Source organism: Exiguobacterium sp. s128, assembly GCF_018618815.1.
GTDB lineage: Bacteria > Bacillota > Bacilli > Exiguobacteriales > Exiguobacteriaceae > Exiguobacterium_A > Exiguobacterium_A antarcticum.
This window is the reverse complement of the sequence record NZ_JACSMT010000001.1, coordinates 42,700-55,099: the sequence shown is the minus strand read 5'-3', so window position 1 is coordinate 55,099 and position 12,400 is coordinate 42,700. Positions and strand designations below refer to the sequence as shown.

At 43.4% G+C, this 12,400-nt stretch carries 13 protein-coding genes; 10 read left to right on the top strand and 3 right to left on the bottom strand.

What is annotated here, in order from left to right; translation table 11 throughout:
• Positions 1-33: 33 nt before the first annotated feature.
• A complete protein-coding gene (locus tag KNQ13_RS00300; RefSeq protein WP_026829923.1) occupies positions 34-414 on the bottom strand; it encodes a DUF3899 domain-containing protein in 381 nt (126 codons plus the stop codon).
• A gap of 272 nt (positions 415-686) precedes the next feature.
• On the opposite strand from KNQ13_RS00300, the gene KNQ13_RS00295 reads away from it, so the two are divergent.
• The 5 genes from KNQ13_RS00295 (at position 687) to KNQ13_RS00275 (ending at position 6,645) form a co-directional block, all read left to right on the top strand.
• Complete coding sequence (locus KNQ13_RS00295; RefSeq protein WP_014970854.1) at positions 687-2,300, top strand: peptide ABC transporter substrate-binding protein; 1,614 nt, start codon at positions 687-689, stop codon at positions 2,298-2,300.
• A gap of 333 nt (positions 2,301-2,633) precedes the next feature.
• Complete coding sequence (gene opp3b, locus KNQ13_RS00290) at positions 2,634-3,560, top strand: oligopeptide ABC transporter permease (RefSeq protein ID WP_014970853.1); 927 nt, start codon at positions 2,634-2,636, stop codon at positions 3,558-3,560.
• Positions 3,560-4,591, top strand: coding sequence for an oligopeptide ABC transporter permease (gene opp3C, locus KNQ13_RS00285; protein ID WP_014970852.1), 1,032 nt, complete (start codon positions 3,560-3,562; stop codon positions 4,589-4,591). Before opp3b ends, opp3C begins: the two co-directional genes overlap by 1 nt.
• Positions 4,592-4,618: 27 nt before the next feature.
• Positions 4,619-5,692 (top strand): ABC transporter ATP-binding protein, encoded by a 1,074-nt coding sequence (locus KNQ13_RS00280; RefSeq protein ID WP_014970851.1) that lies wholly within the window; start codon positions 4,619-4,621, stop codon positions 5,690-5,692.
• On the top strand, positions 5,692-6,645 hold the full coding sequence (locus KNQ13_RS00275; RefSeq protein ID WP_014970850.1) for an ABC transporter ATP-binding protein: 954 nt from the start codon (positions 5,692-5,694) through the stop codon (positions 6,643-6,645). Before KNQ13_RS00280 ends, KNQ13_RS00275 begins: the two co-directional genes overlap by 1 nt.
• A gap of 43 nt (positions 6,646-6,688) precedes the next feature.
• On the opposite strand, the gene KNQ13_RS00270 is transcribed toward KNQ13_RS00275, so the two are convergent.
• Positions 6,689-7,222 (bottom strand): HD domain-containing protein, encoded by a 534-nt coding sequence (locus KNQ13_RS00270; RefSeq protein ID WP_014970849.1) that lies wholly within the window; start codon positions 7,220-7,222, stop codon positions 6,689-6,691.
• Between the two features lie 222 nt (positions 7,223-7,444).
• Here KNQ13_RS00270 and KNQ13_RS00265 point away from each other — a divergent pair, with 222 nt between their 5' ends.
• The 3 genes from KNQ13_RS00265 (at position 7,445) to mecA (ending at position 8,943) form a co-directional block, all read left to right on the top strand.
• A complete protein-coding gene (locus KNQ13_RS00265; RefSeq protein WP_012370921.1) occupies positions 7,445-7,582 on the top strand; it encodes a hypothetical protein in 138 nt (45 codons plus the stop codon).
• A gap of 163 nt (positions 7,583-7,745) precedes the next feature.
• A complete protein-coding gene (gene spxA, locus KNQ13_RS00260; RefSeq protein ID WP_012370920.1) occupies positions 7,746-8,144 on the top strand; it encodes a transcriptional regulator SpxA in 399 nt (132 codons plus the stop codon).
• A gap of 172 nt (positions 8,145-8,316) precedes the next feature.
• Positions 8,317-8,943 carry an adaptor protein MecA gene (gene mecA, locus KNQ13_RS00255; protein ID WP_014970848.1) on the top strand — a complete coding sequence of 209 codons (627 nt, stop codon included), beginning with the start codon at positions 8,317-8,319 and terminating at the stop codon, positions 8,941-8,943.
• A 65-nt stretch (positions 8,944-9,008) separates the two neighbouring features.
• Here mecA and KNQ13_RS00250 read toward each other — a convergent pair whose 3' ends face one another.
• Entirely contained in the window at positions 9,009-9,731 is a 723-nt protein-coding gene (locus tag KNQ13_RS00250; RefSeq protein WP_014970847.1) for an SDR family NAD(P)-dependent oxidoreductase, read from the bottom strand.
• A gap of 58 nt (positions 9,732-9,789) precedes the next feature.
• On the opposite strand from KNQ13_RS00250, the gene cls reads away from it, so the two are divergent.
• Together cls and KNQ13_RS00240 are read left to right on the top strand one after the other, a co-directional pair.
• Positions 9,790-11,301 carry a cardiolipin synthase gene (gene cls / locus KNQ13_RS00245; protein WP_014970846.1) on the top strand — a complete coding sequence of 504 codons (1,512 nt, stop codon included), beginning with the start codon at positions 9,790-9,792 and terminating at the stop codon, positions 11,299-11,301.
• A 27-nt stretch (positions 11,302-11,328) separates the two neighbouring features.
• Positions 11,329-12,396, top strand: coding sequence for a competence protein CoiA family protein (locus tag KNQ13_RS00240; RefSeq protein WP_026829921.1), 1,068 nt, complete (start codon positions 11,329-11,331; stop codon positions 12,394-12,396).
• Positions 12,397-12,400: the final 4 nt, after the last annotated feature.

The following is a 12,400-nucleotide window of genomic DNA, read 5'->3' as shown; positions in this document are numbered from 1 at the left end:
ATATCTTCGTTTCAGTCGTCATCCTAAATTCCATTAAACAAATGATAATAGGAGGGAGACGACGATACATATAAACCCACTCGATAAATAAGGTGCTGTCCGGCCCGAAGTCCGCTTTCGTTTTTCTTGAAGAAGCTCCTCTTCTTCCTCTTCGTCTTCGTAATAATCGCCGTCCACTTCGCGTAATTTAGCTTCCCGTTGTTTTTTGAAGCCGGCTGTTATGCCTTTGAAAAAACCGTTGGCCGACATGTTGGAGAAAAAGCCGATGGCGAGCAGTAGAAAACCAGAGATGAACAAACCACCCGACAAATGATAGAAAAATGAGTGGGTAGCATCCGTGACGACGGCCCAAATCGTATAGACTGCTGTTAAAACCAAAGCAATTAAAAGCGGGCGAAATAGTTTAGCTGACATGATGAACCTCCTACACCGAGATGATAATCTCATTATACGCAAAGCAACGGTTTGTTACGACTATGTACTATTTAGAACGTGTAAAATAGCAAATAGTGTGACTATTCACTTGACGTTATTGTTATTCTCACATAAAATCAATTTATCACTTCGTTTAAGTTTTGGAAACTAGGTCAATGCGTTTTGGGGAACGTTGTGGCAGTTTCGACGAGATGTTTAAAAAATCGTGTATTTGTGGCGGTTTTGAAAATCAAAAAGGAGATGACTCACCGATGAATAAAAAAACAGTCGGTCTCGCGGTATCAGTGATGCTTGCAGGAAGCGTTGTGCTTGCAGGATGTTCGACAGGTAGCGGAGATAAAGATGCAGGTTCTTCTGAAGGGAAAAAAGTTTTACGATTGACAGATACGTCTGATATTACGACGGTCGACCCAGCACAGGCAACGGATGCTGTCGCATTCAACATGATCGGAAACACGATGGAGGGACTCTACCGATTAGATAAAGACGGTAAAGCGATTCCAGCACTCGCAGAAAAAACAGATATCTCAAGTGATAACCTCACATACACGTTTACACTTCGTGATTCAAAATGGTCAGACGGTACGCCTGTCAAAGCCCAAGATTTTGAATTTGCATGGAAACGTGCCGTTGATCCAAAAACTGCTTCAGGTTATGCGTATATCTTTGATACGGTCAAAAACGGTTCAGATGTCTCACAAGGTAAAAAACCAGTTGACGAGCTAGGTGTCAAAGCGATTGACGATAAGACACTTGAAGTAAAACTGGAACGTCCAGCACCATACTTCTTGTCACTCACATCGTTCGGAACGTATACACCAATCAGTGAAGACTTCTACAACAAAAATAAAAAAGATTTCTCACTTCAGCCGGATAAACTTCTCTACAACGGTCCTTTCGTTTGGACATCATGGAAAACGGATTCAAAACGTGTCCTGACGAAAAATGAAAACTACTGGGATAAAGATGCGGTCAAATTAGATGAAGTCTCAATCAGTGTCGTCAAAGATACATCGACGGTCGCTAACCTTTATGACACGGATGAGATTGATTATGCAGGACTCACATCCGAGCAAGTCGCGACGTATGAATCAAAACCTGAATTCAAAACAGCGCTTCGTTCTTCGATCGCGTACTTGAAGTTCAACAATGAAGACGCGACGATGAAAGATGTCGATGCCCGTAAAGCGATCGCACGTGCGATTGATCCAAAAGGCATCACGGACACACTTCTTGCGAACGGTTCGATTCCGACAACAAGCTTCATTCCAAAAGATTTCATCAAAGATGACGCCGGTAAAGACTACGCAAGCGACATCAACTGGTTTGATCGGGATGCAAAAGAAGCAGCTGATCTTTGGAAGAAAGCAAACGGAGACAAAAAAGCAACAATCGAACTTTTATCATTCGATAGCGAAGACGCGAAAAAAATCAGTGAGTACATGAAAGGTCAGATTGAACAAAACCTTCCAAACGTCACCGTTACAATCAAACAACAACCGTTCAAAAACAAGCTGGATCTAGAAGCAAAAGGCGACTACCAAATGTCGTATGCACTTTGGGGTCCGGATTATCAAGATCCAATGTCAAACTTGTCGATCTTTGAGTCAACAAACAGTCAAAATGACATCAAGTATAAATCGTCTGCTTACGATAAATTGTTAAATGCAGCTAACGATGAATCAGATGTCGCTAAACGTCTTGATCTCTTTAAACAAGCTGAGTCACAATTGATTGAAAAAGACCAAGCCATCGCGCCGATCTACCAAGCAGGTGCAGCTTACTTGAGCCGTCCATCAGTCAAAGACTTCAACCGCCAAGTATTTGGTGCTGATTTCCAGTACAAATATGTTGATGTGAAGTAATTGAAAATTGGAGCGTCCTTGAAACCTATTCAAGGAACGCTCCTGTTTTATACGAATTTTTCTGAATGGGAACTCATTTTTAAGGAAATGTGAACTTTTCGTAAAAAAGATGTTCTAATTACTTTGTTAGCAAAGTATAATGGAATCAAACGAAAAATTCTGAAATATTGGTTAACTGTGAAAAAACAGCTGCCAGGGGGGCGTCAATCAGACCAAAATAAAAAGAATTTAAATTTTTACGACAAAATTCTTGAATGTTCCGACAATTTTGGGTCATACTGATTTTATTGATGTTTCGAAAAAAACAGAAAATCTTTATAGGGGGTGCCATCTATGGGCCGTTATTTAGCTCAACGCCTTGTTTACGGCGTACTAACGTTTTTACTCATCGCTTCGTTCACTTTCTTCCTAATGGATCTGTTACCGGGTTCACCGTTCCAAAACCAGGAGAAACTTTCGCCTGAACAGTTAGATATCCTTCGGGATAAGTACAACTTGAATGATCCGCTTCCACAACGCTACGCATCGTACATGGTTAACTTGTTCCAAGGTGATCTTGGAGTATCATTTAAGTACGATAGCCGTCCAGTGACAGATTTGATCATGGAACGTATCGGACCATCTGCTCAATTAGGTATCCAAGCACTTGTCTTAGGTGTCTTACTCGGTCTTGTTCTAGGTGTTGTTGCGGCACTTCGCCACAATACAGCAGTCGATTACGGCGCGATGTTCATCTCAGTACTTGGAATTTCAGTGCCATCATTCGTATTTGCGTCACTTCTTCAATATTATATCGGAGTGAAATGGGGCGTATTGCCAGTTGCCTTCTGGGAAAGTCCAGCACATACGATTCTGCCGACGGTCTCCTTATCGCTTGGTGTAACTGCCTCGATCGCACGTTTCGTTCGGACAGAAATGCTCGAGGTCACAGGTCAAGACTACGTGACGCTTGCTAGGGCAAAAGGCCTGGATGGCCAATCGATCACGTGGAAACATATGGTACGGAACGCTTTGATTCCAGCAATCACGATTCTTGGACCAATGACGGCAGCCTTGATTACAGGGACATTCGTCATTGAGAAGATTTTTGCGGTGCCAGGTCTTGGTGAGTTGTTCGTATCGTCAATCACACAAAATGACTATACAGTCATCATGGGAACGACACTCTTCTTCTCAGCAGTGTTCATCTTGATGATTTTGATCGTCGATATTCTGTACGGTGTCGTTGATCCACGGATTCGTTTGGGGGGTAGTGAATAATGGCAGAGCAAAATTCAAACGCAAAAGCGGAACAGTTCGACTCGTCGTTGTTCCAACGAGTAGAATTTAATGAACAAGCTGGAGAACGGATTGCCGGGAAAAGTTTAAACTTCTGGCAGGATGCTTGGACACGTCTTCGTAAAAACAAAGCGGCGATTCTGTCCCTAGTAATCATCATCATCATTGGATTGTTAGCGATATTCGGACCGATGATTTCTGGTAGAGATGCATACGAACAGACGATCACACAAGCAAAACTTCCGCCAAAAATCACAGGTCTCGAATGGGCTGGATTTGACGGAATGGCAACACTTGGTGAAAAGCCAATTGATTTCTATGAAACAAAACAAGTTGAAGAAAACTTCTGGTTTGGTACAGACCATCTTGGACGTGACTTATGGTCACGCGTCTGGGAAGGGACACGTGTTTCGTTGTTCATCGGTCTCGTAGCGGCGATTATTGATGTTATTGTCGGTGTCACTTATGGTGGGATTTCTGCTTATTATGGTGGACGAGTAGATAACATCATGCAGCGGATTGCTGAAATCCTGACAGGTATTCCAAACTTGATCTTGATCATCTTGTTCATCTTGATTCTTGAGCCGGGGATAACGACTATCATCCTCGCGATGACGATCACCGGTTGGATTGGGATGAGTCGACTCGTACGTGGACAGATCCTGAAACTTAAGAACCAGGAATTTGTTCTTGCAGCGCGTACACTTGGTGCTTCTAGCGCACGTTTAGTATTCAAACATTTGATTCCAAATACTCTTGGTACGATCATCATTTCACTGATGTTTACGATTCCTGGTGCGATTTTCTTCGAAGCCTTCCTTAGCTTTATTGGACTTGGTCTCGCTCCACCACAACCGTCACTTGGTACGTTGATTAATGAAGGGTATAAAGAACTTAAAACATTCCCTTACTTGCTCGTCATACCATCAACAGTGCTCGTACTCGTCATGATCAGCTTTAACATGCTGGCAGACGGATTACGTGATGCGTTTGATCCACGTCTACGTCGCTAACGGAAATAAGAGAGGAGTTCATCCACAATGGAAACTATTTTATCAGTACGCGACTTGACCGTCGCTTTCCATACGTATGCTGGGACGGTTCAAGCCGTCCGTGGCGTATCGTTTGATTTAAAGAAGGGCGAAACACTTGCCATCGTAGGTGAATCAGGTTCTGGTAAATCGGTTACGTCAAAAGCAATCATGCGTTTGATTCCGAATCCTCCTGGTGAGATCACGAAAGGTGAAATCATGTTTGAAGGCCGTGACTTGGTTAAGTTATCGGACAAAGAAATGCAAAAAGTACGTGGGCGTGATATCGCGATGATTTTCCAAGATCCGATGACATCACTCAACCCGACGATGACAATCTACAAACAAATTGCTGAAGGATTGAAGCGTCACCAAGGTTTGACAGGTGATGATGCAAAAAAACGGACACTTGAGTTATTGACACTCGTCGGGATTCCGAATCCGGAAGCGCGCCTTAAACAATATCCGCACCAACTATCAGGTGGTATGCGTCAACGGATCGTAATCGCGATCGCGTTAGCATGTAATCCGAAGGTCTTGATTGCCGATGAGCCAACAACAGCACTGGATGTAACGATTCAAGCACAGATTCTTGAATTGTTAAAAGACATCCAACAAAAAACGGGTACAGCCATCATCTTCATCACACACGATCTTGGTGTCGTGGCGAACATGGCAGACCGTGTAGCCGTTATGTATGCCGGAAAATTGATTGAAAAAGGAACGGTCGATGAGATCTTCTATGAGCCACGTCATCCGTACACATGGGGCTTACTTGGTTCGATGCCTCGTCCGTCTGACGATCGCTCGCAAGACTTGCCAGCGATTCCGGGAACACCACCAAACTTACTTCATCCACCGGTCGGTGATGCCTTTGCACCACGTAACCAGTATGCGATGAAGATTGATTTCGAGAAAGAACCTCCGTTCTTCCCGATCACTGACACACATGAAGCGGCAACGTGGTTGTTACACCCACAAGCACCTTATGTAGAACCACCGGTAGCCATCCGCGATCTTGCGCTGAAGTATCGTCCCGATAGCACATTCGCGAAATCGCTTCTGAAAGGCGGTCTAAAGTAATGGAGAAACGTAGTAAATTACTTGAAGTAAAAAACTTAAAACAACACTTTAACATCGGGCGCGGTCGTGTCGTCAAAGCTGTCGACGGATTATCGTTTGACATCTATGAAGGAGAAGTACTTGGTCTTGTTGGAGAGTCCGGTTGTGGGAAGTCGACGACAGGACGTTCAATCATCGGTTTGTACGATGCGACAGACGGAGAAGTTCTTTTCAAAGGTGAAAATGTCCACGCTAAAAAATCACGTAAAGAAAAATTAAAATTCAACCGTTCGATGCAGATGATCTTCCAAGATCCGTATGCGTCGTTGAATCCACGGATGACAGTCGGAGACATCATTGCGGAAGGAATCGATATCCATGGTCTCGCTACATCAAAAGATGAGCGGAACAACCGTGTGTACGATTTACTTGAAACTGTTGGTCTGACAAAAGAACACGCCAGCCGTTATCCCCATGAATTTTCGGGTGGTCAACGTCAACGGATTGGGATTGCCCGTGCGTTAGCAGTCGAACCGGATTTCATCATTGCCGATGAGCCGATTTCTGCACTTGATGTATCGATTCAAGCTCAGGTCGTCAACTTGATGAAACAGCTTCAACGTGATCGTAGTCTGACGTATCTCTTCATTGCCCACGATTTATCGATGGTCAAATATATCTCAGACCGGATTGGCGTTATGTATCAGGGTCACCTTGTAGAGTTATGTGATGCGGATCGTCTTTATGAAAATCCGATGCATGCCTACACGAAATCGCTTCTATCAGCGATTCCACTTCCGGATCCGGAGCATGAGCGGACACGTAAGCGGATCATCTATGACCGCCCAACAGGTGGAGCGGTCGGGAAGTCGAGTGAAGACTCGAGTATCCCACCACTACGCGAAATCGAGCCTGGTCATTTTGTCTCGATGACGGATGCTGAACTCGAAGCCTATCAAGCACAACTCGTTTAAGCCAAATCAAAAGGCATTCCTGAATATTCGGGAATGCCTTTTTTTAATTTTCGGAAGCGATTCGTGGAAGGTTGTTGAATCGATGAACGACGGAGTCAAGAGCACGAAGGCGTGTTACAGCATCTTCAAACGAAATTTTTTCGTAATGATGAAGACCACCAGGTTGTTCTTCGAGCGTATCTGCCTCATGGACGAGTTGTTGCAAGGGGGTCCGATTGATGGTACCGGGCGGCAAGTATGAATCCGTGTGTAAGAGGACAGCAAGAGCAATTTCTTTTGCCCGTTCTGGTTCTTCTCCAAGGCGAATCAATAGTTTGTGAGCCCGTTCTGCTCCTTTGATGGCATGGATATCATTTTGGCGATACAAATCGTAGTTCCATGTGCCGTCTGTATACCATTCGTAATGCCCGATGTCATGAAGAAGTGCAGCCTTCGTAGCGGTATCTGCGTCTAAACCACGTTGCGTGGCAAGCATCAGGGCGCGTTCTGCAACGGAGATTGCATGATTTAATCCAGACCGCTCTAAATATTTTTGGGCAATCGGATGTTCGATGATCGTAACGAGTGTAACTGACATGAGGAAATAACTCCTTTCACGAGTAAGTATTTCTATACACTCTACGTGATATTGCAAGTAATTGCAACTATTTACATAATGGAAATCGACAATCTCACATAATTAATTGCTTCAAGTAGGAATAGAAATTAGCTAAACGTGGTATACTAATTAATGTAGAAGATGATAATTTAGCTTTCGTTGGTTAACTGTTCTTTTTTCGGACCGAGTGAGGTGTCGGATATGAAAGAACGTGATAAAAAGAAAAAGTTGAAAAAGCGCCTTTTGCGGGATATTTTTGAAAAGAAATTAAAAGAAATTAAACTCCCGAAAGCAAAAGAGACGATTTCTCAACCCTTTGATCACACGCCAGCTTGCTGAAGCCACCTGGTGGCTCCAGCAAGTTTTTTTACGAAAAGTTCTTTCATCTCAAAACATATTGGGTTTCAAGTAAAAATCAATGTAAACAATCAAGTAATAGAATCATCAGCTCCTGTGTTCGTCACAGGATACTGGATGTAAATCAGGGGGAGGATGTTTTTCAATGGTAACACTCTATACTTCACCAAGCTGTACTTCTTGTCGTAAAGCGCGCGCGTGGCTTGAAGAACATGAAATCCCATTTGTGGAACGTAATATTTTCTCAGAACCATTATCGCTTGATGAAATCAAACAGATCCTTCGTATGACTGAGGACGGAACAGATGAAATTATCTCGACCCGTTCAAAAGTCTTTTCAAAATTAGATGTATCGGTAGAAAACTTATCGTTACAACACTTGTATGATTTAATTCAAGAATATCCAGGTTTGTTACGCCGTCCGATTCTAATCGACGAAAAGCGTCTTCAAGTTGGATACAATGAGGATGAGATTCGCCGCTTTTTACCACGAAAAGTCCGCACCTTCCAATTACTGGAAGCGCAGCGCCTTGTCAATGAGTAATTTGTAACGAGCACGCTGCTTTCTGAGCAGTGTGCTTTTTGTTACCGCCTAAAAAGGTTAAAATAAAGATAACAAAGGAATATACCCTATATGTTTTAGTGATTCTTTTGAATCTATGTGAAGTGCTCGTTCGTATACTATATATAAGAGCGAGAGGAAAGGAGTGGACATATTGAAAATCGAACGCGTCAATGACAACACAGTCAAGTTCTTCATTACGTACACGGATATCGAACGCCGCGGCTTTGCCCGGGACGAGATTTGGTACAACCGTGAGCGTGGAGAACAGTTATTCTGGCAGATGATGGATGAAGCGAATGAAAAAGAGTCCATCTCCTTCGAAGGTCCACTATGGATACAAGTACAGGCATTTGAAAAAGGTTTGGAAGTAACCGTTACAATCGCGAAAACGTCGGTTGACGGTGAACAAGTTGATGAAGAGGAGCTGGATTCCTTACTCCGTTCCGCGATGTCTGATGCGGAAGAGAAAGAAACAGAACTCAGTCAAGACGTCTTATTTGAAACAACCGATTTCGAGCATATCATTGCCCTTAGCCAATATGCAGAAGCACCTATCTTCGAAGAACTCAGTACGTCCCTTTATCAAAAAGATGGACTGTACCTGCTTCACCTTCACTTTAAAGAAGAAACAGAAGTGGAAGAGCAGGAAAATGTGATGAGTTTGATTGCAGAGTACTTGAACTTTAGTGAACAGATGATCCATCCGGTAGCGGAATATGGAAAATTGATTGTAGCGAACGATGTCTTTACGTTCATCCGCAAACAGTTTCCGAACTGACAACAGCACACAACGAAAAAAGGACTGCTCTGATTCGTCAGCAAGCAGTCCTTTCTTCTGTCGTATTAAGTTAACGTATAACCACCATCAACGATTAATGTTTGTCCGTTAATATAACTGGCCTTGTCCGACAATAGAAAACAGACCACTTCAGCAATTTCTGATGGATGAGCAGCATGTCCACGCAAATGATGTTTCATCGCTAGGTCAAACTTCTCTTTTCCGCCATAAAGGGAATGGCTTAGCTTCGTATCGACAGGACCCGGACAAATGGCATTAAATCGATACTTTCCATGAAACCGAGCCGCGTACGTTTTCGTAAGGGTTAAAAGGGCACTTTTAGAGGAAGCATAAGGTAAGAGCATCGCCGGAAATTTGACGTGTCCGACAATCGCACTATTATTGACGATCGAGGCACCCCGACTCAGTCGTTTCACGGCATGTTGAATGATTTGTTCCGGCGCATGATAATTGACTTGAAAGACTTCTGTTTGTTGATCGGTCACACGTTCCGGTGCGACCGGTTTTCCGAATGTACCAGCATTGTTGAAGATTCCGTCAATCGTAGGGAAATCTTCTTTTGTCGTTTCAAAAAACCGTTCGATTTCAGAAGGAACTGCCAAGTCCACTTGGAAAAAGAAAAGTCGTCCTTGTCCGTTTGTTTCTAACTCATGTCCTTTTGTTTCATTTCGTCCGATAGCAAGGACCGTATGTCCTTCTTGAATCAGTTGTAAGGCTGTCGCTTCACCAATACCACTTGTTGCACCAGTCACTAGATACGTTTTCATTTTGAATCGTCCCTTCTACATAAAGTGTATACAAGATTAAATCAAAGGAGGGGATATCATGTTACGGCGTGTCCAATTACTTATGACGTTACTATTAACGGTCAGTCTGATCGGGTTTCTTTCTTATTACTGGAGTGTCTACATGGTGGGGTGGTTATCCCTTGTCATCATTCTGGTCGTTCTGAGTGTCTTCGTCATCATTTTACTTGAAAATCGAAATCCAGAACGCACCCTTGTCTGGGCGCTTGTCATGATGGCACTCCCCGTCGTAGGTGTGTTCGTGTATTTCACCTTTGGTCAAAATTATAGACGAAAAAGAATGTTTCGTCTGAAAGCGATGCTCGATGAAGAGTCTTACATTAAGTATCGTACCCAATTTGATCATGGTGTACACAATCCAGTGTTCAAACACGGTCATTATGCAAAAGTTGTGAAACTTATCGATTCGATCAGCCGACTACCAATTTCGTATAATACCCATACGAAGGTACTGACGAACGGTCAAGAAAAGTTTCCTTTACTGTTGGCAGAAATTCGTCAGGCAGAACACCATATTCATTTGGAATATTATATTGTCCGAGATGATGAATTGGCGCTTGAATTACAGGCGGCGTTGATTGAGCGTGTCCAAGCTGGAGTAGAAGTTCGATTTTTGTATGATGCAGTAGGTTGTTTTTCGACGGATAAAGCGTATTTCAAAAAGATGAAAGACGCAGGAATCGAGGTGCATGCATTTTTCCCGGTCGTTTTACCCTTCATCTCAAGTAAATCCAATTATCGGAACCATCGAAAAATCGTGGTCATTGACGGAACGGTCGCCTTTACAGGTGGGATAAACGTAGGTGATGAATACATGGGAAAAGATAAAGCATTTGGTTTTTGGCGCGATACCCATCTGATTGTTCGGGGAGAAGCCGTATCAGAACTACAGTTGATTTTCCTTCAGGATTGGTACTACATGACCGGGGAACGTTTGTTTACCCCATACTATATGAAACCACTTGAAGTGATGGAGGAGGCAACAGGAGGCGTACAAATCATCGCGAGTGGACCGGATGAACCCCATGAAACGATGAAATCATTATATTTTGGATTGATTACGGAAGCAAGGCACTCTGTCTATATCGCTTCGCCCTATTTGATTCCGGATGAAGACTTGGTGACGGCGTTAAAAACAGCGGCGATGTCTGGTATCGATGTTCGAATTCTTTTACCAAGTTTTCCTGATCATAAAATCGTTTTTTATGCGAGCCGTTCTTATTTTGACGACCTTTTGTTAGCGGGTGTGAAAATCTATGAATACAATAAAGGATTCATGCATTCGAAAGTCATCGTCGTCGATGATGCGATTGCGACGATTGGGACAGCTAACATGGACTTAAGAAGTTTTCACCTGAACTTTGAAGTAAATGCCTTTTTATACGGTACAAACTCCGTTCATGAACTCACGCGTGATTTTTATGAAGATTTTTCGAACTCGACTCAGGTCGAACGCAACGTCTTTATGCGACGAAGTTTTCGCCAACGTTTGATTGAATCGATTTCTCGTTTATTTTCACCGTTACTCTGAATGATTTAGGTGATCGGGAGGCTAAAGATGTTTGAAGCAATCGATGAGCAAGGAAACCGTATCAATAGTCAACTGGAGACGATGGACACGTTAGTGACAAAAAAGCTGTTTTGCCCTTATTGCCGGACACGACTTCGTGTGCGGCAAGGGAATAAACGGCTTCATTTTGTCCACTTGACCGCATGTACAGGAGAGTCGTCCGAACATGCCGCTTGGAAAAAACGGTTGGCGAGTTATTTTGAACAACTGGATTTTGATGTCGAACTGGAAGCGATTCGCGGGCGACGCCGATTTGATTTGTTATTACAGCCGGGTGCGATTGGAATTGAAATCCAACGTTCGAAGATGACAGGCGATGAATGGATAAGAAGGTTGATGATTGATTCAGACAACGGATATGAAGTCCGGTGGATTGGTTTTCGTGAGAAGGAAGGGCCATTCCTTAAGCTAGACGGATGGATGAAAGAAGCCTTTGCAGTCCATGGTTACATGGACGTAATCGAGAAGGGACGGATTGTCCGGTATACGAATCCGCTACCATTTTCCAGACGAGTCGTACTCTGTCAACAAGTGCCTTTAACCTGCCAACAATTTTTAACACCACATGTTCCTCCCCGCAAGTTCCCGGAACGATTATGGTCTACGTTGATCAAAAATTATCGGATGCGTCCCTTTTTTTCTTCGTTTCCTCGTTCCTTTCTGCATCTTCCCATGTATCGCGCACATCTTTGTGTCTCTACGTTACCGTCCTACTGCTTTTTACCTTTGTCTTCCTTGACGTCACTCCAAGTACATCCGTTTGAGCTTCAGATTGCCGCCTACGTTCATTTGAACGGACACTATTCAACCGAGCGACTGACTCTTTTTCTGGAAAACTGCTTTCATGTATGCCGCATTCGATCTGACAAGAATCGATTGAAGCGTCTTGTTCAGGAGTGGACAGTCAGCTTACGATATATTCACCTTTGTCTTCCGGAAGCTTTAGAAGATCGTCCTTCTGATTTGGCGGTTCGTTTGGCAGAAGATCAAAAGTTAGCAGGTGCGCTTCGTTTGTTTGTCGAAAGGGAAACAGGTATAAATGAAGTAAAGGAGTGATTAA

Coding starts and splice junctions, on each gene's coding strand:
- KNQ13_RS00300 (WP_026829923.1), bottom strand. CDS start 414: ATGTCAGCTAAACTATTTCGCCCGCTTTTAATTGCTTTGGTTTTAACA.
- KNQ13_RS00295 (WP_014970854.1), top strand. CDS start 687: ATGAATAAAAAAACAGTCGGTCTCGCGGTATCAGTGATGCTTGCAGGA.
- opp3b (WP_014970853.1), top strand. CDS start 2,634: ATGGGCCGTTATTTAGCTCAACGCCTTGTTTACGGCGTACTAACGTTT.
- opp3C (WP_014970852.1), top strand. CDS start 3,560: ATGGCAGAGCAAAATTCAAACGCAAAAGCGGAACAGTTCGACTCGTCG.
- KNQ13_RS00280 (WP_014970851.1), top strand. CDS start 4,619: ATGGAAACTATTTTATCAGTACGCGACTTGACCGTCGCTTTCCATACG.
- KNQ13_RS00275 (WP_014970850.1), top strand. CDS start 5,692: ATGGAGAAACGTAGTAAATTACTTGAAGTAAAAAACTTAAAACAACAC.
- KNQ13_RS00270 (WP_014970849.1), bottom strand. CDS start 7,222: ATGTCAGTTACACTCGTTACGATCATCGAACATCCGATTGCCCAAAAA.
- KNQ13_RS00265 (WP_012370921.1), top strand. CDS start 7,445: ATGAAAGAACGTGATAAAAAGAAAAAGTTGAAAAAGCGCCTTTTGCGG.
- spxA (WP_012370920.1), top strand. CDS start 7,746: ATGGTAACACTCTATACTTCACCAAGCTGTACTTCTTGTCGTAAAGCG.
- KNQ13_RS00250 (WP_014970847.1), bottom strand. CDS start 9,731: ATGAAAACGTATCTAGTGACTGGTGCAACAAGTGGTATTGGTGAAGCG.
- cls (WP_014970846.1), top strand. CDS start 9,790: ATGTTACGGCGTGTCCAATTACTTATGACGTTACTATTAACGGTCAGT.
- KNQ13_RS00240 (WP_026829921.1), top strand. CDS start 11,329: ATGTTTGAAGCAATCGATGAGCAAGGAAACCGTATCAATAGTCAACTG.